19 protein-coding genes, 1 tRNA gene and 1 pseudogene are annotated in these 21,234 nt (G+C 68.3%); 20 read left to right on the plus strand and 1 reads right to left on the minus strand.

Features of this window, described 5'->3' with window-relative positions; genetic code table 11:
* Positions 1–55: 55 nt before the first annotated feature.
* The 20 genes and pseudogenes from DDE23_RS04725 to DDE23_RS04820 all read left to right on the plus strand — a co-directional run bounded on the left by DDE23_RS04725 (position 56) and on the right by DDE23_RS04820 (position 20,934).
* Entirely contained in the window at positions 56–1,048 is a 993-nt protein-coding gene (locus DDE23_RS04725) for a TRAP transporter substrate-binding protein (protein WP_107750736.1), read from the plus strand.
* 64 nt (positions 1,049–1,112) lie between these two features.
* Positions 1,113–1,625 carry a TRAP transporter small permease gene (locus tag DDE23_RS04730; RefSeq protein ID WP_157957972.1) on the plus strand — a complete coding sequence of 171 codons (513 nt, stop codon included), beginning with the start codon at positions 1,113–1,115 and terminating at the stop codon, positions 1,623–1,625.
* A gap of 1 nt (position 1,626) precedes the next feature.
* Positions 1,627–2,940, plus strand: coding sequence for a TRAP transporter large permease (locus tag DDE23_RS04735; protein ID WP_107750734.1), 1,314 nt, complete (start codon positions 1,627–1,629; stop codon positions 2,938–2,940).
* 9 nt (positions 2,941–2,949) lie between these two features.
* Positions 2,950–3,288 (plus strand): putative quinol monooxygenase, encoded by a 339-nt coding sequence (locus DDE23_RS04740; RefSeq protein WP_107750733.1) that lies wholly within the window; start codon positions 2,950–2,952, stop codon positions 3,286–3,288.
* Between the two features lie 196 nt (positions 3,289–3,484).
* Positions 3,485–4,978, plus strand: coding sequence for a carotenoid oxygenase family protein (locus tag DDE23_RS04745; protein WP_107750732.1), 1,494 nt, complete (start codon positions 3,485–3,487; stop codon positions 4,976–4,978).
* 11 nt (positions 4,979–4,989) lie between these two features.
* The gene (locus tag DDE23_RS04750) at positions 4,990–6,474 is read left to right on the plus strand and encodes a carotenoid oxygenase family protein (protein ID WP_107750731.1); all 1,485 of its coding nucleotides are present in this window, start codon (positions 4,990–4,992) and stop codon (positions 6,472–6,474) included.
* Positions 6,474–6,884: a lipocalin-like domain-containing protein gene (locus DDE23_RS04755; RefSeq protein WP_107750730.1), complete on the plus strand. Its 411-nt coding sequence runs from the start codon at positions 6,474–6,476 to the stop codon at positions 6,882–6,884. The genes DDE23_RS04750 and DDE23_RS04755 overlap by 1 nt, the downstream gene beginning before the upstream one ends.
* A complete protein-coding gene (locus tag DDE23_RS04760) occupies positions 6,884–8,560 on the plus strand; it encodes an aldehyde dehydrogenase family protein (RefSeq protein ID WP_202863213.1) in 1,677 nt (558 codons plus the stop codon). The genes DDE23_RS04755 and DDE23_RS04760 overlap by 1 nt, the downstream gene beginning before the upstream one ends.
* Positions 8,553–9,482, plus strand: coding sequence for an NAD(P)H-dependent flavin oxidoreductase (locus tag DDE23_RS04765; protein WP_238149903.1), 930 nt, complete (start codon positions 8,553–8,555; stop codon positions 9,480–9,482). Before DDE23_RS04760 ends, DDE23_RS04765 begins: the two co-directional genes overlap by 8 nt.
* Positions 9,479–10,687: an acetyl-CoA acetyltransferase gene (locus DDE23_RS04770; protein WP_107750728.1), complete on the plus strand. Its 1,209-nt coding sequence runs from the start codon at positions 9,479–9,481 to the stop codon at positions 10,685–10,687. The genes DDE23_RS04765 and DDE23_RS04770 overlap by 4 nt, the downstream gene beginning before the upstream one ends.
* Positions 10,688–10,713: 26 nt before the next feature.
* A complete protein-coding gene (locus DDE23_RS04775) occupies positions 10,714–11,898 on the plus strand; it encodes an acetyl-CoA C-acyltransferase (RefSeq protein WP_107750727.1) in 1,185 nt (394 codons plus the stop codon).
* On the plus strand, positions 11,895–12,830 hold the full coding sequence (locus DDE23_RS04780; RefSeq protein ID WP_107750726.1) for a winged helix-turn-helix transcriptional regulator: 936 nt from the start codon (positions 11,895–11,897) through the stop codon (positions 12,828–12,830). Before DDE23_RS04775 ends, DDE23_RS04780 begins: the two co-directional genes overlap by 4 nt.
* Complete coding sequence (locus DDE23_RS04785) at positions 12,827–13,711, plus strand: branched-chain amino acid ABC transporter permease (RefSeq protein ID WP_107750725.1); 885 nt, start codon at positions 12,827–12,829, stop codon at positions 13,709–13,711. Before DDE23_RS04780 ends, DDE23_RS04785 begins: the two co-directional genes overlap by 4 nt.
* A gap of 3 nt (positions 13,712–13,714) precedes the next feature.
* Positions 13,715–14,791 carry a branched-chain amino acid ABC transporter permease gene (locus DDE23_RS04790; RefSeq protein WP_107750724.1) on the plus strand — a complete coding sequence of 359 codons (1,077 nt, stop codon included), beginning with the start codon at positions 13,715–13,717 and terminating at the stop codon, positions 14,789–14,791.
* Positions 14,788–15,549, plus strand: a complete 762-nt coding sequence (locus DDE23_RS04795; RefSeq protein ID WP_107750723.1) for an ABC transporter ATP-binding protein — start codon at positions 14,788–14,790, stop codon at positions 15,547–15,549. Before DDE23_RS04790 ends, DDE23_RS04795 begins: the two co-directional genes overlap by 4 nt.
* Position 15,550: 1 nt before the next feature.
* Positions 15,551–16,321, plus strand: a complete 771-nt coding sequence (locus DDE23_RS04800) for an ABC transporter ATP-binding protein (protein ID WP_202863214.1) — start codon at positions 15,551–15,553, stop codon at positions 16,319–16,321.
* The gene (locus tag DDE23_RS04805) at positions 16,318–18,162 is read left to right on the plus strand and encodes an AMP-dependent synthetase/ligase (RefSeq protein ID WP_107750721.1); all 1,845 of its coding nucleotides are present in this window, start codon (positions 16,318–16,320) and stop codon (positions 18,160–18,162) included. The genes DDE23_RS04800 and DDE23_RS04805 overlap by 4 nt, the downstream gene beginning before the upstream one ends.
* A gap of 63 nt (positions 18,163–18,225) precedes the next feature.
* On the plus strand, positions 18,226–19,398 hold the full coding sequence (locus DDE23_RS04810; protein WP_157957973.1) for an ABC transporter substrate-binding protein: 1,173 nt from the start codon (positions 18,226–18,228) through the stop codon (positions 19,396–19,398).
* Between the two features lie 438 nt (positions 19,399–19,836).
* Positions 19,837–20,127, plus strand: coding sequence for a DUF1330 domain-containing protein (locus DDE23_RS04815; RefSeq protein WP_107750719.1), 291 nt, complete (start codon positions 19,837–19,839; stop codon positions 20,125–20,127).
* 86 nt (positions 20,128–20,213) lie between these two features.
* A pseudogene (locus DDE23_RS04820) lies at positions 20,214–20,934 on the plus strand (MOSC domain-containing protein).
* A 118-nt stretch (positions 20,935–21,052) separates the two neighbouring features.
* On the opposite strand, the gene DDE23_RS04825 reads toward DDE23_RS04820, so the two are convergent.
* A tRNA-Ser gene (locus DDE23_RS04825) sits at positions 21,053–21,142 on the minus strand.
* Positions 21,143–21,234: the final 92 nt, after the last annotated feature.

Raw genomic sequence — 21,234 nt, forward strand, 5'->3', positions numbered from 1 at the left:
ACCCGACCGGGCCCAAGACCCGGACATTTCTTCAAGATCCTGGGAGGAGATCACCATGAAGACGACACTCACCGGCCTTGCCGCCGGACTGGCCCTGACCCTTGCCACCGGGGCCTCGGCCCGCGATCTGGCCTTCGCGGTCTTCGTGCCCGCGGCCTCGCCGACGGTGCAGCATGTCTACCAGCCCTGGGTGGATTGGTTCAACGAACAGGCCGCGGCGGACGACGTGCAGATCACGCTCTATGCGGGCGGGACTTTGGGCCGCAACCCGCTGGCGCAGGCGCAGATGGTGGCGGATGGCGTGGCCGATATCGGCCTGACCGTGCCCAGCTACACGCCGGGCGTCTATCCCGATTTCGACGTCTTCGAGCTGCCGGGCTTTGCCCGCAACACCGCCGAGGGTTCGCAGGCGGCGCTGGAACTCTATCAGGAGGGCGCGCTGAGGGGCTACGAGGATTACTACGTCGTCGCCATGTATACCTCGGGCGCCTACATGCTGCATTCGCGCGAACCCATCGCCAGCGTGGCGGATATCGAGGGCCAGCGCTTCCGCGTCGCGGGCCAGATCCAGACCCAGGTGATCGAGGCGCTGGGCGGCGTGCCGCATTCGATGGGCGCGGGCGAGATGGCCGAGGCCATCGACCGCGGGCTGATCGACGGGGCGATGACCGATGCCTCGGTCGCGCGCACCTTCCGGGTGGCCGATGTGGCGCATAACCACTACGAAAGCAGCCTCGGCGTGCTGGTCTTCTCGATCCTGATGAACCGCGGCGTCTATGACAGCCTGCCGCCCCGGGTCCACGAACTGCTGGCGCAATCGGGCCAGTTCATCGTCGACCGCCAGGTCGAAAGCTACGCCCCCGCCATCGAGGCCAATATCGCCGCCTGGGCCGAAAGCCCGGACGCGACGCTGGTCGTCCCCTCGGCCGAGGACGAGGCCGAGATCGCGCGGCGCGTGCAGCCGGTGATCGACCGGGTCGCGGCCTCGGCCAGCGAGGGCCTGATCGAGGCCTATACCGCCAAGCTCGAAGACATCCGCGCCCGCTGAGGCCTGCCGCCGCCGGGCCCCGCGACGGGCCCGGCGCTTTCCCTGGCCAGACTGGAGCCCGCAAGTGAACCGTCTCGAGAGGCCCTTCCTCATCGTGTCGCGCGCCGCCGCCATCCTCGGCGTGCTGTTTTTGCTGTTCGTGGCGGCCCTGTCGGTCGCCGATATCCTGACGCGCGAGGTCACCGGCCGCCCGATCCGCGGCGCCTATGACCTGTCGGAACTGATGACCATCATCGTCATCGCCGCCTGTTTCCCCGCCGGCCTGCTGGAGCGGCGCCAGATCAAGGTGGCCTTCCTGGGCGCGCTGCTGCCAAGGGGGGCGAACCGCGCGCTCGAGGTCTTCGGCGCGCTTTGCACCGGGGCCATGTTCCTGGCCATCGCTTGGTATGTCACGCTGCACGCCCAGCGCGTCACCGCCTCCGAGGAATACACCATGATCCTGCATTGGCCGGTCGCCCCCTGGTGGTGGGTCGCCGCCGCCTGTTTCTGGATCTGCATTCCCGCCCAGACCTTCGTGCTGGTGGCCGAGATCCTCGGCCATGGCGCCCCCGACCATCCCGCAGACGGCGAGGCCTGACATGGAGCCCTATCTCATCGGCCTGCTCGGCATGGGCGTGATGTTCGCGCTGATCGTGCTGCATGTGCCCATCGGCGTGGCCATGGGCATCGCCGGGGTGGCCACCTTCGGGCTGATCCGCGGCGATATCGGCCCGGCGCTGACCCTGTTCGGCACCGAGACGGTCAGCAAGGTCTCAAGCGCCGAACTGGCGGTGATCCCGCTGTTCCTGCTCATGGGCAGTTTCGCCACGGTGGGCGGGCTGTCGGCCGACCTCTACCGCATCGCCTATGCGCTGATCGGCCATATCCGCGGCGGGCTGGCCGTCGCCACCATCGGCGGCTGCGCGGGGTTCGGGGCGATCTGCGGCTCTTCCGTCGCCACCGCCACGACGATGACCCGCATCGCCCTGCCCGAGATGATGAAGCGGAACTATTCCGAGCGCCTCGCCACCGGCTCCATCGCCGCGGGCGGCACTTTGGGCATGCTGATCCCGCCCTCGATCATCCTGGTCCTTTACGGCGTGCTGACCGAGCAATTCGTGAAGACCCTGTTCGTGGCCGCCCTACTGCCGGGCCTGCTGGCCGTGGCGCTGCATATCGTGACGATCATGATCCTGGTGCGGCTGAAGCCCGAGCTGGCCTCGACCGGCGACAAACAGCCCTGGATCGAGACGCTGCGCGCGCTGAAGGACGGCTGGACCGCGGTCCTGCTGATGGCGGCGGTCTCGGGCGGGATCTATGCCGGGATCTTCTCGGTCAACGAAAGCGCGGCGGTGGGGGCTTTCCTCGCCTTCCTGATCGCGCTGCTGCGCCGCCGCCTGACCTGGCCGCGCTTCTGGTCGGCGCTGCAAGAGACGGCGGCCACCACCTCGATGATCTATCTCATGACCATCGGCGCCTCGATCTTCACCTATGCGGTGACCATCTCGGGCCTGCCCCGGCTGATCGTCGCCGGTATCCAGGACACCGGCCTGCCGGGGATCTGGGTGGTGATGCTGCTGATGGTCATGTACCTGATCCTGGGCTCGATCTTCGAGACGATCTCCAGCATGGTCATCACCATCCCCTTCGTCTTTCCGCTGATCATCGGCTATGGCTACGACCCGATCTGGTGGGGCGTGCTGACCGTCATGGTGATCGAGATCGGCATGATAACCCCGCCCATCGGCATGAATGTCTTCGTCATGAAGGCGATGCTGCCACGGACCAAGCTGTCGACGATCTTTGCCGGTGTCGCGCCGTTCATCGCCGCGGATATCCTGCGGCTGGGGATCCTGATCGCCTTTCCGGCGCTGTCGCTGTTCCTGGTCAACCTGTTCAACCTGCCGCGCTGAGGGGGCATCATGGCCGTTCTGTGGATCCTGGAAACCAGCCTCGACCCCGCCCGGGTCGGGGATCTGCGCCGACTGGCGGCGGAGATGAGCGAGGTCGTGCGGGCCGAGGAGCCGGGCTGCCTGCGCTACGACTGGCATCTGAACGAGGAGGGCAACCGCTGCCATATCCTCGAGGGCTACGCCGATGACGCGGCCCTGCTGAGCCATGTCGAGGGGTTCAACCGGCGCTGGGCGCGGGCCTTCTTCGGCCTGCTGAAGCCCGAGCGGCTGGTGGTCTATGGCGATCCGGGGCCCGAGGCGCGCGCTGCCATCGCCGCCCTGCGCCCGGTCTACATGCCCAGCCTCTGACCCCACCTCTTCGCGGCCTAGAGCCCGGTCGGCCCCTCGGTGGCCAGCCGGGCTTCGTGCGTTTCCGGGGGAAAGATCGGGGCGGGCCCCCGCCGCTTTGACCCGGATTGAAAATCCATGATTGACAGACTCACCTTTTGGCGGAATCAATAGTTCAAGAACGTAAGTAAGATTCGAGCCTGGCGGAAGGAACACCATGCCCCCTGTCGTGGTCAGAAACTATGCTGGCACCATCGAGGCCGGCGATCACCCTTATCTGCAAGGTCCCTGGACCCCGCTGCACGAGGAGGTGAACGCCGATGACCTCGTCCTCCTTGAGGGCGAGGTGCCGCGTGACATCGATGGCGTCTATCTGCGCAACACGCAAAATCCGCTGCATCAGGCGCTGGATCGCTACCATCCCTTCGACGGGGACGGCATGATCCACATGGCGGCCTTTCGTGATGGAAAGGTGCAGTATCGTAACCGTTTTATCCAGACCAAGGGCCTGAACGCCGAGATCGACAGCGGCGAGCGGCTCTGGGCCGGGCTGATGGAAGATCCCGCGCTGTCCAAGCGCCCCGGCTGGGGCGCCCATGGCGCGCTGAAGGACGCCAGCAGCACCGATGTGGTGGTCCATGCCGGCAAGGCGCTTTCGACCTATTACCAATGCGGCGAGGGGTATCGGATGGATCCGCTGACCCTCGACCAGCAGGGCGTGCCGGACTGGTCGCCCGAACACGGCATCTCGGCCCATACCAAGGTGGACGAGGCGACCGGGGAACTCTTGTTCTTCAACTACTCGAAGACGGCGCCCTACATGCATTACGGCGTGGTCGACCGCTCGGACCGGCTGGTGCATTACACGCCTGTGCCGCTGCCCGGGCCGCGCCTGCCGCATGACATGGCCTTCACGCAGAATTACGCGATCCTCAACGACTTCCCGCTGCACTGGGACCCGGAACTTCTGAAGCGCGACAAGCATGTGGTGCGCTTCTACAAGGACCGGCCGTCGCGCTTTGCCGTGATCCCGCGCCGGGGCGGGGCCGAGGAGATCCGCTGGTTCGAGGCGACGCCGACCTTCGTCCTGCATTTTCTCAACGCCTATGAGGAGGGCGACGAGATCGTGCTGGATGGCTATTTCCAGGAAGACCCGATGCCCACCAATTATGAGGGGGCGCAGCCGGGCTACGAGCGGATGATGTCCTACCTCGACCAGTACAAGATGGGCACGCGGCTGCATCGCTGGCGCTTCAACCTCAAGACCGGCGAGACGCGCGAGGAACGGCTGGACGACCGCACCCTCGAATTCGGCATGATCAACCAGAAATACGCCGGGCGGCCCTATCGCTACGCCTATTCCGCGGTGCAGGTGCCGGGCTGGTTCATCTTCAACGGCTATGTGAAGCACGACCTTGAGACGGGGCAAAGCTGGCAGCTGACCCTGCCCGAGGGGCATTATGCCAGCGAGGCGCCCTTCGCGCCGCGCATCGGCGCCACGGCGGAGGATGACGGCTACCTCGTCACCTTCGTCATCAACGAGAAGACCGGCAAGTCCGAGGTCTGGCTGATCGACGCCCGGGACTTCGAACGCGGCGCGGTCTGCAAATTGCAACTGCCGCATCAGATGGCCAGCGGGACGCATTCCTGCTGGGCCAATGGCGCCGATTTCCGCGATGGCGGGATTCTGGCGCGGGCGGCGATGGGCTGAGGGAGAAAGCCATGGGACTCGAGACGATACCCCCGAACCAGGACTGGCTGGTCGAGAATGCCTCGATGCAGGGGCCCTTCGCGCCGATGCACAACGAGATCGTGGCGCAGGATCTGGAGGTCATCGGCGATCTGCCCGAGGATCTGAACGGGCTCTATGTCAGGAACGGGCCGTCGCCCGCCCATGCCCCGCATGGCAAATACCATTGGTTCGACGGCGACGGCATGCTGCATGCGGTGCGCTTTCAGGGCGGCCGCGCCACCTATCGCAACCGGATGGTGGAAACCGACGGGCTGAAGGCCGAGCGCGAGGCGGGCAGGGCGCTCTGGCCCGGGCTCAAGGACCGCATGCCCGACGGCGCGCTGCCGGACGACGCGCTGAAGAACACCGCCAACACCGATGTGAAATTCCACAACGGCAAGCTCTACTCGATGTGGTATCGCGGCGGCGCGGTCTATACCGTCGACCCGGGCAGCCTGCAGACTCTGGGCAAGCTGGAACAGGACCCGCGGCTGGTCGGCCTGCAGATCTCGGCCCATAGCCGGATCGACGAGGCGACGGGCGAGTTCATCTTCTTCGCCTATGGCAACCGCCATCCCTACATGCATTACGGGGTGATCGGCGCCGATGGCGCGCTGAAGACCTTCATGCCGGTGGAACTGCCCGGGCCGCGCCTGCCGCATGATTGCGCGATCACGCCGAACTTCACCATCCTGCATGATTTCCCGCTGGTGAATAACCGCGAGGCCCTGCAACGCGGCCGCTATTCGCTGGAATTCCATCAGGACTGGCCGACCCGTTTCGCGGTGATCCCGCGCCACGGCACCCCCGACCAGATCCGCTGGTTCGAGTTCAACCCGCGCTACATGCTGCATGTCTCGAACGCCTGGGAAGAGGTCAACGCCCAGGGCGAGCGCGAGGTGGTGATGCTGGGCACGCCCTATGCCATGCCGCGCGGCTACGATGGCGGGCTGGATGTGCAGCGGCTGCTGTTCACCATCGGCACGCAGGGCACGGATTACGAGCTTTACCAGTGGCGCATGAACCTCGACACCGGGATGACGCGGGAAGGGATCGTCGACGACATCCTGAATACCGAATTCCCGATGATCAACACCCGCTTCCAGGGGCTGAAGAACCGCTACACCTATAACGTGCTGATGGGGCGGCCGCGGACGCTGGAGCAGCCGCATTTCGCGGGGCTGGCCAAGTACGACCTGCAGACCGGGGCGGCCGTGGCCTATCATCCGGGCGAGGGGTACTGGTTCTCGGAAGCGCCCTTCGCGCCCCGCGACGGCGCGACCGAGGAAGACGACGGCTATGTCGTGGGCTTCGTCTGGAACGGGCTGGCGAACCGCTCCGAGGTCTGGGTCACCGATGCCCGCGACATCTCGAAAGGGCCGATCGCCCGGGTGATCGTGCCGCAGCGGGTGCCGCATGGCTTCCATTCCTGCTGGGTGCGCGAAGACCAGCTGACGGCGGCGCAGGTGGCCTGATGCCGGATCTGGGAGGAACCTGGCATCTGCTCGCCTGGGAGATCGAGACGGAGGGGCGCGTCACGCATCCCTTCGGCGAGGCCCCGACCGGGATGATCTGCTACACGGAAGATGGGTTCATGTCGGCCTGCATCGCCCGGGCCGACCGGCCGCGCTGGTCGACCGGCAATCCGCGCAAGGCGCCGGATGCCGAAAGGCTCGCGGCTTTCGAGAGCTATTTCCACTATGCCGGGACCTGGCGGATCGTGGAACGCGACGGCATCCCCCATGTGGTCCATGCCGTGACCCACAGCCTGAACCCCGATTTCCCGGGCAGCGAGCAGGTGCGGCGGATCGACCTTGAGGGCGACCGGCTGACCCTCTCGGCCCAGGAAGGCCCGCGCCATCACCGGCTGCGGTGGAGGCGCTGATGTTCGACCATTCCGCCCTTCTGGCCCGCGCCCGTCAGGCCTGTGCCGACCGCGCCTGCTGGTCTCCCTATCCCGAGATGCCGAAGCTGTATCCTCAGGGCGAAGCGGCCGCCGCCGCCGGCAAGGCCGCGTTCGAGGCGCTTCTCGGCCAGCCCTTCGCGCTGGATCTGCCGGGGGTGACCGGGCAGGCGGGCGAGGAAATCTCGCCCTATACGCAAGCCCCCCTCGGCATTACCTATCCGCAGGCCGATCCCGATAGGCTCTTTGCCGCCGCCCGGGCCGCGATCCCGGGCTGGGCCGGGGCCGGGATCGACACGCGGCTGAACCTCTTGATGGAGGGGCTTGACCGGCTTTACCGCGAGCATCTGTTCACGCTGGTCCATGCCGTGATGCATACCGCCGGGCAAAGCTACAACATGGCCTATGCCGGATCGGGCGTGAACGCGCTCGACCGCGGGATCGAGGCTTTGGTCTATGCCGAGCAGGCGATGCGGGCGGTGGCGCCGCAAGCCCGCTGGCAGCGCCGCTTCGGCCCGGACGAGATCGCGCTCGACAAGACCTACCGTCTGGTGCCGCGCGGGGTTGCGGTCTGTTTCACCTGCGCCAGCTTCCCGACCTGGAACGCCTGGCCCTCGATGCTGGCCAGCCTCGCGACCGGCAATGCGGTGATCGTGAAGCCGCATCCGGCGAGCGTGCTGCCGATGGCGATCACCGTGCGGGTGTTCCGGGCGCTGCTGGCCGAACAGGGGTTCGATCCCGATCTGGTGACGCTCTGCCTTGACACGCTGGTGGCGCCGCTGGGCAAGGTGCTGATAAAGCACGAGGATTGCGCCATCGTTGATTTCACCGGCTCGGCCCGTTTCGGCCAATGGGTCGAGGCCAATGCCCATCCGGCGCTGGCCTTCACCGAGACCTCGGGCTGCAACACCGTGGTGTTGGCCGGGGCCGAGGATCTGGACGCGGCGATCCGCTCGCTGGCGACGACCATGTGCATGTTCTCGGCGCAGATGTGCACCAGCCCGCAGAATGTCTATCTGCCGCCCTGGATCGACACGCCCGAGGGGCCTGTCGCCCGGGACGAGGTGGCGGCGCGGCTCGCCGCTGCCATCGCCCGGCTGACCGAGGATCCGCGCCGCGCCGCGATGATCCTTGCCACCGTGCAGGGCGCTGGGACTCTGGCGCTTATCGAGGCGATGCGGCGCGAGGGGCAGGCTCGGGGCCGGGTGCTGCTGGACAGCCGCCCCTATGCCCATCCCGATTTCCCCGATGCCCGGACCGCCACGCCCTTGCTTGTCAGCCTCGGCAAGGAGGCGCGCGACCTCTACGCCGAGGAACGCTTCGGCCCCATCGGCTTCGTCATCGCCTGCGACAGCGCCGAGGATGCGCTGGAACAGGCGACGCGGGACGCGCGCGAACAGGGCGGGATCACCGGCTTCCTCTATGCCCGGGACGAGGGCTTCATCGCCCGGGCCGAGGCCGCCTATGCCCGCGCCGGGGCGCAGCTGACCATCAACCTGACCGGCGCCATGCCGCTCAATTTCGCCGCTGCCTACAGCGATTACCACGTCACCGGCCTGAACGGCGCGGGCAATGCCGCGCTGACCACGCTGGCCTTTGTCGCCTCGCGCTTTGCCGTGACCCAATCCCGACGCCCCGTGAGAGATGCGAATGCCTGACACCCTGCGCCTGCCGGTCTTTGCCGCGCCGATGTTCCTCGTCTCCGGCCCCGATCTGGTGATTGCCGCCTGCAAGGCGGGGATCGTCGGCGCCTTCCCCACGCCCAATTGCCGTAGCATCGAGCAGCTGGACGAGTGGATGACCCGGATCAGGGCCGAGGTCGGCACGCGGCCCTGGTGCGCGAACCTGGTCACCCATTCCTCGAACGCGCGGCTGCCGCAGGATCTGGCGCTGGTCGCCAAGCACCAGCCGCCCTTCGTGGTCACCGCGCTCGGCTCGCCGAAACCGGCCATCGAGACGGTGCATGCCTATGGCGGCACGGTCATCGCCGATGTGACCAGCGTCGCGCTGGCGAAAAAGGCCATCGCCGCCGGGGCCGACGGGCTGGCCTGCATCTGCGCCGGGGCGGGCGGGCATACCGGCACGCTCTCGCCCTTCGCCTTCATCAGCGCGGTCAGGGCCTTCTTCGACGGGCCGCTGATCGTCGGCGGGGGCATCAGCGACGGCGCGGGCATCGCGGGCGCCATCGCGGCGGGGGCGGATTACGTCTATATGGGGACGTCCTTCATCGCCGCCGAGGAAAGTCTGGCGCCTGCGGCCTACAAGGACATGCTGGCGGCCGCCCAGATCGAGGATCTGCTGGTCAGCGCCGGGATCACCGGCACACCGGCCAGCTGGCTGAAACCCTCGCTGCGCGATAACGGCATGGACCCCGACAACATGCCCGACGCGCCGGGCCGGGCCTATGACAGCAGCCAGAGCTTCAAGGGCAAGCGCTGGGCCGATGTCTGGTCGGCGGGGCAGGGGGTCGGCGCGGTGAAGGGTACGGAACCCGCGGCAGTGATCGTCGAGCGGTTGGCGCGGGAATACGACGCGGCGCAGGCGCGGCTTGCCGCCCGGCGCGAACGGAGCCTGGCATGACCTATATCCTTGGTGCATCGCAAAGCGATTTCGCCCGCGTCTGGTCGCGCGAAGGGCTGGACCTGTCGGACATGATCCGCGCCTCGGTGCTGGACGCGCTGGAGGATGCGCAGGTCAGCCCGGCCGAGATCGGCAGCATCCATGTCGGCAACGCCTTCGGCGAATTGCAGCGCCAGCAGGCGCATCTGGGCTCGATGGTGGCGCAGGTGGTGCCCGAGCTCTGGGGCGTGCCCGCGATGCGCCACGAGGGGGCCTGCGCCAGCGCCTCGCTCGCCGTGCTGGCGGCGATGGCCGAGATCGAGGCCGGGCGCTACGCGTGCATTCTGGTGGTCGGCGCCGAGGAATTGAAGAACACCAAGGGCGACGTGGCCTCGGTCAACCAGAACGCCGCCGGTTGGCAGGGGCATGAGGAGATCGACTGCCGCTTCCTCTGGCCCGCGGTCTTCGGCCTCGCCGCGCAGGAATACGAGGCGCGCTACGGCCTCGACCGCCGCCACCTCAACCGCATTGCCGAGCTGAATTACGCCAATGCCCGAAAGAACCCGCTGGCCCAGACCCGCGGCTGGGCCTTCAACGCGCTCAGCTTCACCGATGACGACAACGCCAACCCGCTGATCGAGCCCGGCACCCGGCGGCAGGATTGCGGGCAGATCACCGATGGCGCGGCCTCGCTGGTGCTGGCCTCGCCCGCCTTCGCCGCCGAATGGGCGCGCCGCACCGGGCGCCGGGCGGCGCGGATCGCGGGTTGGGGGCACCACAACGCCGGGCTCCGCTTCAAGGACAAGCTGGCGCGGCAGGGGGACTACGTTTTCCCGCATGTCCGCCAGACCATCGAGGATGCCTGGCGCCGCGCCGGCATCGGCGGGATCGAGGCGATCAGCGGGGTCGAGACGCATGATTGCTTCACCACCACCGAATACATCGCCATCGACCATCTGGGCCTGACCGCGCCCGGGCAAAGCTGGCAGGCCATCGAGGACGGCAGCATCGAGGCGGGCGGGCGCTGCCCGGTGAACCTGTCGGGCGGGCTGATCGGCTGCGGCCATCCGGTCGGCGCCACCGGCACGCGGATGCTGCGCGACGCGGCGCGGCAGGTGACGGGGCAGGCGGGCGACATGCAGATCGAGGGGGCGCAGCGCATCCAGACGCTGAACATCGGCGGCAGCTTCGGCACCGTGGTCAGCTTCGTCGTCGAAAACGCCTGAGGCTCGGACGGGACAGGGAGAAGAACGTGTCGGATATTGTCATCATCGACGCCCTGCGCACCCCGCGCGGCCGGGGCAATGCCAAGGGCGCGCTGGCGGGGGTGAAACCCGTGGACCTGCTGGCCGCGCCGCTGTCGGCGCTGGCCGGGCGGCACGATCTGCGCGGGCGGGTGCTGGCCGATGCGGTGTTCGGCTGCGTCACCCAGACGGCCGAGCAGGGCGCCAACATCGGCAAGCTGGGCCTGATCGCGGCGGGCTATGGCGACAGCGTCCCGGGTCTGACCGTCAACCGCTATTGCGCGAGCGGCCTCAGCGCGCTGGGGCTCGCGGCACTCAGGGCCGGGGCGGAGGATGCGCTGGCCCTCGCCGGCGGGGTGGAGAGCATGTCGCGGGTGCCGATGGCCTCGGACAAGGGCCCGCTCACCCATGATGTCGCGTTTCAGAAGGCGGCGGGGCTGATCCCCATCGGCATCAGCGCCGACGCGGTGGCCACGGCCGAGGGTTTCAGCCGCGCCGAGTGTGACGCCTATGCGGCGGAAAGCCAGCGCCGGGCGGTGGCGGCGCGGGACAGCGGCGCCTTCGCCTCGCTGGTCGCGGTCGGCGGGCTGGCGGCGGATGAAACCCCGCGCGCGGGCACCAGCGCCGAGAGCCTCTCGGCCCTCGCCCCCGCCTTTGCCGAGATGGGCGGGAAATACGGGCTCGACGCGGCGATCATGGCCCATACCGGGCTGGAAAGGGTGGATCACGTCCACCACGCGGGCAATTCCCCCGCCATGGCCGATGGCGCCTCGGCGGTGCTGCTGGGCACGGCGGCGGCCGCGTCGCGCGCCGGGCTGAAGCCAAGGGCGCGGCTGCTGGCCATGGCCGAACTGTCGGTCGACCGGGTGCTGGCGCTGACCGGCTCGGTCGATGCGGCGCGGGTGGCGCTGGCCAAGGCCGGGCTGTCCCCCGACGACATCGACCTTTTCGAGGTGAACGAGAGCTTCGCCGCTCTTGCCCTGCATTTCGCCCGCCACATGCAGGTGCCGCCCGACCGGCTCAACGTCAACGGCGGGGCCATCGCGCTGGGTCATGCCATGGGCTCGACCGGGACCGCGCTGATCGGCACCGCGCTCGATGAACTGGACCGCCGCGGCGCCCGCCGGGCGCTGATCGCCGCCTGTGGCGCGGCGGGGCTGGCCTCGGCCGTGATCGTCGAGCGTATCGCATGAGCGAGACGCAGGATCTGGACCTGATGCGCGACGCGCTGTCGACCTCGGTGCTCAGCCATGCGCTGAAGCTGATCGGCGACCGCTGGACCATGCAGATCCTGATGGGCGCCTTCATCGGGGTGAAGCGCTTCGACGATTTCCAGACCCGCCTCAACATCCCCCGCCGGACCCTTTCCGACCGGCTCAGGGCGCTGGTGGCGATGGATATGCTCAGGCCCCGGCTCTATCAGGAACGGCCCGAGCGCTACGCCTATCACCTGACCCGCAAGGGCATGGCGATCTACGAGGCGACGCTGATGACTTGGGATTGGGAGCATCGCTTCGGCGAGAACCGCATCGCGCTGCCCTCGCGGCTGATCCACAAGACCTGCGGCCACCGCTTCCTGCCGCAGCTGGTCTGCGAGCATTGCGGCGAGCCGGCGACGATGCACGAGCTGGACCTGCGGCTGAAGCCGAACCCGCATCTGCCGCATGACACCGGCGGGCCGGACCGGGCGCCCAAGGTGACCGTCAAGGACGGGGCGATGTCGCATCTGGCGCTCAGGCTCGACCGCTGGTCGCTGATGATCGTGGCGGCGCAGGTGCTGGGCTGCCGGCATTTCGACCAGATGGCCTATGTGCTGCGGATCAGCGCCCCGCTGCTGAGCCGTCGTCTGGCGGCGATGGTCGAGGCGGGCCTGCTGACGGTCGAGCAGGACCGCGAGGACGGACGGCGCCGGGTCTATCTGCTGACCCCGGCAAGCCGGGCGCTGTTCCCCTACATCACGCTCCTTTCAACCTGGGCCAGCGAGCAGCTCTTTCACGAGCCAAGCTCGATCCGCCCCTATCACAAGACCTGCGGCAAGCCTTTCGTGCCGCGCGCGACCTGCGGCCATTGCCACCAGCGGCTGCAGGCCTGGGACGTGACTTTCGAAACGGGGCAGGGAACATGAGCAGCCATCTGGAACTTTTTGCCCAACTCACCGCCAATGGCGTCGCCGTCGGCTCGATCTATGCGCTGGTCGCGCTGGGGATCGTGCTGATCCACAAGGCGACCGAGGTGCTGAACTTCGCCCATGGCGACCTGCTGGTGGTCGCGGCCTTCAGCGCCTGGGCGCTGATCGACAAGGCGGGGCTGTCCTTCTGGCTGGTGCTGCCGCTGGTGGCGCTGGCCATGGGGGTGCTGGCCTACGGCATCGACGCGCTGGTGGTGCGCCGGATCGTCGGCCAGCCGCAATTCGCGGGCGTCATGCTGACCATCGCCATCGCCTTCATGATGCGGGGCCTCGTCAGCATGGGGTTCGGCACGGAATCGCAAAGCTATGACACGCCCTGGACCGGTTCCTCGACCGAGATCCTGGGCATCACCGTGGCCGATCTGTCTTTGGTCATCATGGGGTCGGTGCTGCTGATCGCGGCGCTGCTGTGGCTTTTCTTCCGCTACACAAGGCTGGGGATCGCCATGCAGGCGGCCAGCCAGAACCAGCTGGCGGCGCATCTGAACGGGGTGCGGGTGAAGCGGGTCAATTCGCTGGTCTGGGCGCTGGCCGGGGTCACTGCCGCCGTCGCCGGGATCTTCCTCGCGCCGATCACGCTGGTCGATACCTCGCTGTGGCTCATCACGCTGAAGGCGCTGGCGGCGATCGTGCTGGGCGGCTTCGGCAGCCTGCCGGGCGCGGTGATCGGCGGCATCCTGATCGGGCTGATCGAGCAATACGCGGGCGTCTACCTGATGCATGGGGTCAAGGACATCGCCGCCTATCTGGTCCTGATCCTGGTGCTGATCCTGCGCCCGACCGGGATCATGGGCGAAGCCCATGGGCGGAGGGTCTGAACCATGCGCTTCGACTATCACACGCAGTACCGACAGGGCTTCGCGCTGCTGCCCCACACCAGCGACCGCGTGCTTTATGGCCTGCTGATCGCGCTCCTGCTGGCGGTGCCCTTCTTCGCCTCGACCTATCTGCTGGGCGAGTTGGGCTATGTGCTGATCCTGTGCATCGCCGCCATGGGGCTGATGGTGCTGACCGGCTTCACCGGACAGGTGAGCCTCGGCCACGCCAGTTTCGTGGCCATCGGTGCCTATGCCCATGCCTGGCTGATGACCCAGGGCCTGCCCTTCGCCCTGTCGCTGCCGCTGGCGGCGCTGATCTCGGCCGGGGCGGGGCTGGTGGTGGGGATCCCGGCGATCCGCGTTTCGGGCCTGTACCTCGCCATGGTGACGCTGGCCTTTTCCATCGTGGTGGAACAGGTGATCGGCCTCTGGCGCGGGGTGACCGGCGGGTTCATGGGCATGCTGGTGCCGAACCCCGAGCTGTTGGGCCTGTCGCTGTCCTCGCCCCGCGCGTTCTATTACGTCTGCCTGTTCTTCACGCTGGCGGTGCTGCTGGCGCTCTTGAACCTGATGCGGTCGGGCATCGGGCGGTCCTTCGTCGGCGTCCGCGATTCCGAGGCCGCGGCCTATGCGCTGGGCATCCCGGTCAAGCGGGTCAAGGTCGGCGCCTTCGGCCTGTCCGCCGGGGTCACGGGGCTGGCGGGCGCGCTGATGGCGCATCACATCGGCTACCTCACGCCCGACGCCTTCACCCTGCTTCTGTCGCTCGATCTGGTGCTGATGGTGGTGATCGGCGGCATGGGCAGCCTGCGCGGCGCCATCCTCGGCGCGATCCTCATCAGCCTGCTGCCCCGTGCCGTCGCCGCGCTGAAGGCGCTGCTGCCGGACGCCATGGCCCGCCAGTCGGGGATGGAGATCTTCGTCGCGGGCGCGGTGCTGGCTTTCTTCGTGCTGTTCGAGCCGATGGGCCTGAACGGTCGCTGGCTGAAGCTGCGCGCGCTGGGCGAGAGTTTCCCGCTGTATCGCCGCGACACCTTCCGCCGCCAGAAAAGCTACATGCGTTCGGAGAGAAACCGATGACCGCGCTTCTGGAACTCGACGAGGTGGAACTCGCGTTCGGCGGGCTGGTCGCCATCGGCGGGCTGTCGCTCAGGGTCGACAAGGGCGAGGTTCTGGCGGTGATCGGCCCCAATGGCGCCGGCAAGACCTCGATGCTGAACCTGGTGACGCGGGTCTTCAACGCGCGGCGCGGGCGGATCCGCTTCAAGGGGCAGGACATCGCCCAGCTGCCGCGCGCGCGGATCGCGCATCTGGGGATCGCGCGGACCTTTCAGAACATCGAACTCTTCGACGCGGCCACCGTGCTCGACAACCTCCTGCTGGGGCGTCACCGCTTCGGCTCGGGCGGCTGGTGGCAGCAGGTCCTGCGCACGCCCGCGCTGACCAGGCTGGAGGAAAGCCACCGCGCCAAGGCCGAGGAGGTGATCGAATTCCTCGACCTCTCGCCCTGGCGCAACGCCCGGGTGGCGGGCCTGCCTTACGGTGTGCGCAAGGTGGTGGAACTGGGCCGCGCGCTCTGCGCCGAGCCGGAACTCTTGTTCCTCGATGAACCCGCCTCGGGCCTCAATCCCGAGGAAACCCGCGATCTGGCCTTCTGGATCGAGGATATCCGCACCGAACTGGGCATCACCGTGGTGATGATCGAACACGACATGTCGCTGGTTTCGGCCGTGGCCGACCGGGTGATCTGCATGGCGCAGGGCAAGATGCTGGCCGAGGGCACGCCCGCCGAGGTGCAGGGCCATCCCGATGTCATCGCCGCCTATCTGGGGACGTAACATGCTGCTGGACGTACAGAATCTGGAAACCTGGTACGGCCCGATCGCGGCGATGAAGGGCGTCAATCTGACGGTGGCCGAGGGGCGGATCGTCGCCGTGCTGGGCGCCAACGGGGCGGGGAAGACCACGCTGCTCAACACACTGGCGGGCGTCATCGACCCGTTCAAGGGGCAGGCATTGTTCCTGGGGCAGCCGGTGCAGGGCCTCGACGCCGATGAGGTGGCGCGTCGGGGCCTCGTGCTGGTGCCCGAGGGGCGGCAGATCTATCCCTTCCTCACGGTGCGCGACAATCTGATGATGGGCGCCTATGCCCGGCGCGACCGCGACGCCGTGGCCCGGGATCTTGAGAAGGTGCAGGCGTGGTTTCCCCGCCTCAAGGAACGCGACAGCCAGCACGCGGGGCTGCTGTCCGGGGGCGAACAGCAGATGGTGGCCATCGGGCGCGCCTATCTTTCCGCGCCGAAACTCCTCATGCTGGACGAGCCCAGCCTCGGCCTGTCGCCGCGTCTGGTGCAGGTGATCTTCACCATCATCCGCCGCATCCGCGACGAGACGGGGACCGCGGTGCTGGTGGTCGAACAGAACGCCGCCGTCGCGCTCAAGCACGGCGACGACGGCTATATCATGGAGCTGGGCCGCATCGTCGCCGCCGACACCTGCGCGGAACTTTCGCGCAAGGAGGACGTGCGCGAGGCCTATCTCGGCGGGCGCGAGGCCGAGGGGCTGAGCGGCACGGCGCAACGCTGGAAGCGGCGGAGGACCTGGCGATGAACGCGATGAACGCGATGATGGAGCATCCCCTGACCTTTGTCGGTCACGCCACCCCGGCCGGTGTCTTCCGCGCCCGGGCGCAGGAATGGGCGGCGATGCCCGCCCTTCGTCATAAACGGCGGGGCCTCTGGCAGAGCCTGACCTGGGCCGAGTATTACGCGCAGGCCCGCGCTCTGGGTCTGGCGCTGGCCGATCTGGGCGTCCGGCGGGGCGAGGTCGTGGCGGTGCTGGCCGAGAACCGGCCGGAATGGGTGATCGCCGATATCGGCGCGCAGGCCATGGGGATCGTCGGCAACGGCATCTATCCCACCGCCTCGCCCGAGCAGATGCGCTACATCCTGCAAGACAGCGAAACCCGGGTGCTGATCGTCGAGAACCAGGAACAGCTGGAAAAGGCGCTGGCCGTGCGGGCGGAATGCCCGGCGCTGGTCAGGATCGTGGTGATCGACCCCGAGGGGCTGCGCAAGCTCTCGGATCCCGATGTCCTGTTCTGGACCGACCTCTTGGCCCGGGGGATGGACCTGGCCCGGACCCGCGCGGCAGAGTTCGAGGCGGCGATCGACGCCGGGCGCTCGGCGGATCTGGCGTTCCTCGTCTATACGTCCGGGACCACCGGGGCGCCCAAGGGGGCGATGATCTCGAACGCGAATGCCATCTTCCAGATGCAGAAGGCGACCGAGTATCTGGACGCCAAACCGGGCGACAAGTCGCTGAGTTTCCTGCCGCTTTGCCATATCGCCGAGCGCATGGCCTCGGTCTTCAACCCGCTGGCGCTGGGGCTGATCGTGCATTTCCCCGAAAACGCCGGGACCGTGCAGAACGATCTGCGCGAGGTGGCGCCGCATGTGGTCTTCGCCCCGCCGCGCTTTTGGGAAAAGATGCATTCGGCGGTGGAGTTGTTCCTGCGTGACGCCACCGGCCCGGCCCGCTGGACCTATCGCACGGCGCTGAAACGCGGTCGCGCCGGGGTCGAGGCCCGGCTCACGGGGGCGGCGCCGCCGCGGCCCGGGCCGCTCGACGCGCTGCTGAACCGGCTGGCCTTCCGCAACATCAAGGTGTTCCTGGGGCTTCAGAACTGCCGCAGCGCGCTGACCGGCGCCGCCCCGGTGCCACCCGAGCTGATCCGCTGGTTCCTGTCCATCGGGATTGAACTGCGCGAGGCGTTCGGGATGACCGAAACCGCCGGTTTCGCCGCCTCCACCCCTTCGGGCGGGATCCGGCTGGGCTGGGCCGGCACCGCCGCCGGGGGCACCGAGATCCGCATCGCCGAGGAGGGCGAGATCCAGATCCGCGGCCCCAATGTCTTTGCCGGGTACTGGCGGCAGGCCGACAAGACCGCCGAGACGATCCTGCCCGACGGCTGGCTCAGGACCGGCGATTGCGGCGAGGTCAGCCCGGACGGCTATCTGGCGATCCGCGACCGGATCAAGGACATCATCATCACCGCGGGCGGCAAGAACATCACGCCGACCCAGATCGAGAGCCAGCTGAAATTCAGCCCCTTCATCACCGATGCGGTGGTGATCGGCGAGGGGCGGCGGTTCCTGACCGCGCTGGTGATGATCGACCTCGAACACGTCAGCCGCTACGCGCAGGAACAGGCGATCCCCTACACGGATTTCGCCAGCCTGACCCGGGCCGAGGGCGTGGTGCAGCTGATCCGGGCCGAGATCGAGGCGGTCAATCCCCGCCTCGCCCGGGTCGAACAGATCAAGGATTTCCGCATCATCGACCAGTTGCTGACGGCCGAGGACGAGGAACTGACGCCGACCATGAAGCTGAAACGCAAGGTCATCGCGCAGAAATACCGACCGCTTATCGACGGCATGTACCCCTCCTGAGGCGGCAGGACGGGGAAGGGAGAAGGCCGAATGTCATTCCGCCAGTTGAACAGGGAGGTTCTCATGACACTGAACAGACGGCAGATTCTGGCCGGCAGCGCCGCGGCTCTGGCTTTGGGCGCAAGCCTGCGTCCGGCCCGGGCGGCCGGGGTCCATTCGGACGAGATCGTCATCGGCACGCATCTCGACCTGTCGGGTCCGGCTGCGGCCGGGATGCCCGCGCTGCGCAACGCCACCGAGCTTGCGCTGGCCGAGGCCAATGCCGCGGGCGGCGTCCACGGCCGCCAGATCCGGCTGATCGTCGAGGATAACGGCTCGCAGCCGCAGCTTGCCGTGCGCGCGGTGCAAAAGCTGATCCGCTCGGACGAGGTGTTTGCCCTGCTGAACCCCTTCGGCTCGGGCACCAATGCCGCGACCATCGGTCAGGCGGTGCAGGCGGGGACCGTGGTCTTCGCGCCCTGGGCTGCGTCCTCGGTCATGCATCAGGTCGCGGGCGGATCGGACCTGCTGTTCACCACGGTGCAGAACTACAACACCACGATGAACTCGGCCCTGACCCGGATGCTGCCGGAATGGGGCGTCGAGCGGCTGGGCGGGATCTACATGGAAGGGCCCTTCGGCGACCTGATCCATGCGGGCGTCACCCCGGCGCTGGAGGCTGCCGGTCTGACCGAGGCGGCGACCGCCGCCTATCGGCCCGGCGACATCGACTTCTCCAGCCAGGTCGCCCGGATGCGCGCGGCCAATGTCGACACGATCGTCGCCGCGACCATCACCCGCGAGACGGTCGGCGTCATGGCCGAGGTCAAGCGCCTTGGCTGGGACGATGTGCGCGTGCTCACCGCCATTCCGGGCCGTTCGACCGTGGTGGCGCGGCTGGGCGGGGCGGATACCGAGGGGCTCTACGGTGTCGGCGGCTGGCGTCTGCACAGCGCGGACACGACCGATCCGGGCGCGCGGGCCTTCATGGATGCCTATCAGGCGGCCTATGGCGACATCCCCGACGAGAACGCGGCCAACGCCTATTCCTACACCAAGTGGTTCCTCGCCTCGCTCGAGGCCGCGGGCGCCGATCTGACCGCCGAAAGCTTCACCGAAGGCGCGCGCCAGACCCGGCATTCGGACTTCACCACCTATGCCGAGGCCGGGTTCGAGAACAACCACGCCATGCCCGAACTGGTCTCCATCGACCGGATCGAGGGCGGCGCCTGGGTCCCGCAGACCGAGCCGTTCTGACCGGCAGGGGGCGGCAGCCTTGCCGCCCCCCAGCCCTTGCGGGTCGCGCCGAGGGTCGCGCAGCCTTGGCCGTTGAGCCGGACCCGCGCCCTGAGCGATATTCCCGTGCCGAGGCGCCAGCGCCGCGGGCGGGCTTGCCGTGGCCTGAGGCCGAGTCGCAGCGCCCAAGCCTCGGCCCCCGTGGTTGTTGCACCCCCCACCGGCATCCTCGACACCGCGCTGCACGTCGATCAGCGGTAGCGCCCTCTCGGCCGGGTACAGGCGACGTCCTGGCAGGGTGCCTGACCGGCGCGACCCCGGCCGGGCAGCGCCGGGCGATCCCCCGCGACCTGGGGCCAGCAATCCCCCTCAGCCCGGCCTGAAAACTTCTCAATCGCCCCCGTCCGCCAACCCGGAAACCATGGCCGAGGCCCCGATCCGGGGCGCTCAGGAGAACCCATGCCCGCCTATATCGTCGCCCAGCTGCGGTTCCGGGACCGCGTCCGCTACCGCCGTTATCAGGCGGCCTTCCCGGCGGTGTTCGCCCGCTTTCAGGGCCGCGTCGTCACCCAGGACGAAGCAGTCGACCGGCTCGAGGGCGACTGGCCCTTCGACAAGCTGGTGATCCTCGAATTCCCCTCGCGGGCCGAGGCCCTGCGCTTCGCCCATTCCCCCGCCTACGCCGGGATCGCCGGCGACCGGAAGGCCGGGGCGGATTCGGTGGTGATCCTGGCGGGCGACGGCGGGTAAGCCGGACGGCGAGCCCTTGCACCCCCGCCGCGGCTGCGCCAGACATCGGGCAGACGCTGGCCGGTTCCCCATCGAAGGACAAGCGCATGCCCGCCACCGCCACCGCCACACCCCCCTCCCGGACGGGGCGGGACGTGACCCTCGTCACCGGCCGCGTGGCGCTTCTGCCCGGCAGTCAGGCCGAAAGCGGCATCGCCAAGACGCCGGTCACCTGCCCTGTGCACCTGGACGCCGATGGGTTCGAGGGCGACGAACGGGCCGATCGCCGCGTGCATGGCGGGGTCGAGAAGGCCGTCCACCATTACCCGCGCGACCATTCCGCGACCTGGGCGGCCGAGCGCGGCCCCCTGCCGCCGCTCGCCCGGCCGGGTGCCTTCGGCGAGAACCTCTCGACCCTTGGCCTGACCGAGGCCGAGGTCGCGGTCGGCGACATCTGCCGCCTTGGCTCCGCGATCCTGCAGGTGTCGCAGGGCCGCCAACCCTGCTGGAAGCCGAACCACCGTTTCGGCCAGCCCGACATGGCGCGGCGGGTCCAGACCACCGGCCGCACCGGTTGGCATTACCACGTGCTGCAGCCCGGTCTGGTCAGCCCGGGCGTCCACTCCTCTTCCTCGACCGCGCCCCGGGCCCGAGTGGACGCTGCACCGCCTCTGGCGCGCGCTCTACGTCGACCGACTGAACCGGGCCGAGCTGCAGGGGATGGCGGCGCTGGACCTTCTGGCCGAAGGCTGGCGCAAATACGCCCGCCGCCGCCTCGCCAGCGGCCGGGTCGAGGATTGGTCGCAACGGCTGGACGGCAGGGCGTGATCGCGCGCCCGCGCAGTGACCTGTCGGTGAGTCTGCCTGAAGGCCAGCAGACAAACCCTTGAACGGGATCACAAACCCTGACAGCCAAGCTGCCGGGTCAACGCTGATGAGAGGGGGATGGCGGACAGTGAGGGATTCGAACCCTCGAGACGGTTCCCCGCCTACACACTTTCCAGGCGTGCGCCTTCGACCACTCGGCCAACTGTCCGTGGGCGCAGCAATAACCAAGCGCGCAGGCTGGCGCAAGGGGGCAGGAGCGGGTCCGGGATTGCACAAACGGGGTGGCGGTGTGTATACGGA

It is taken from the genome of Pararhodobacter aggregans (assembly GCF_003075525.1).
GTDB lineage: Bacteria > Pseudomonadota > Alphaproteobacteria > Rhodobacterales > Rhodobacteraceae > Pararhodobacter > Pararhodobacter aggregans.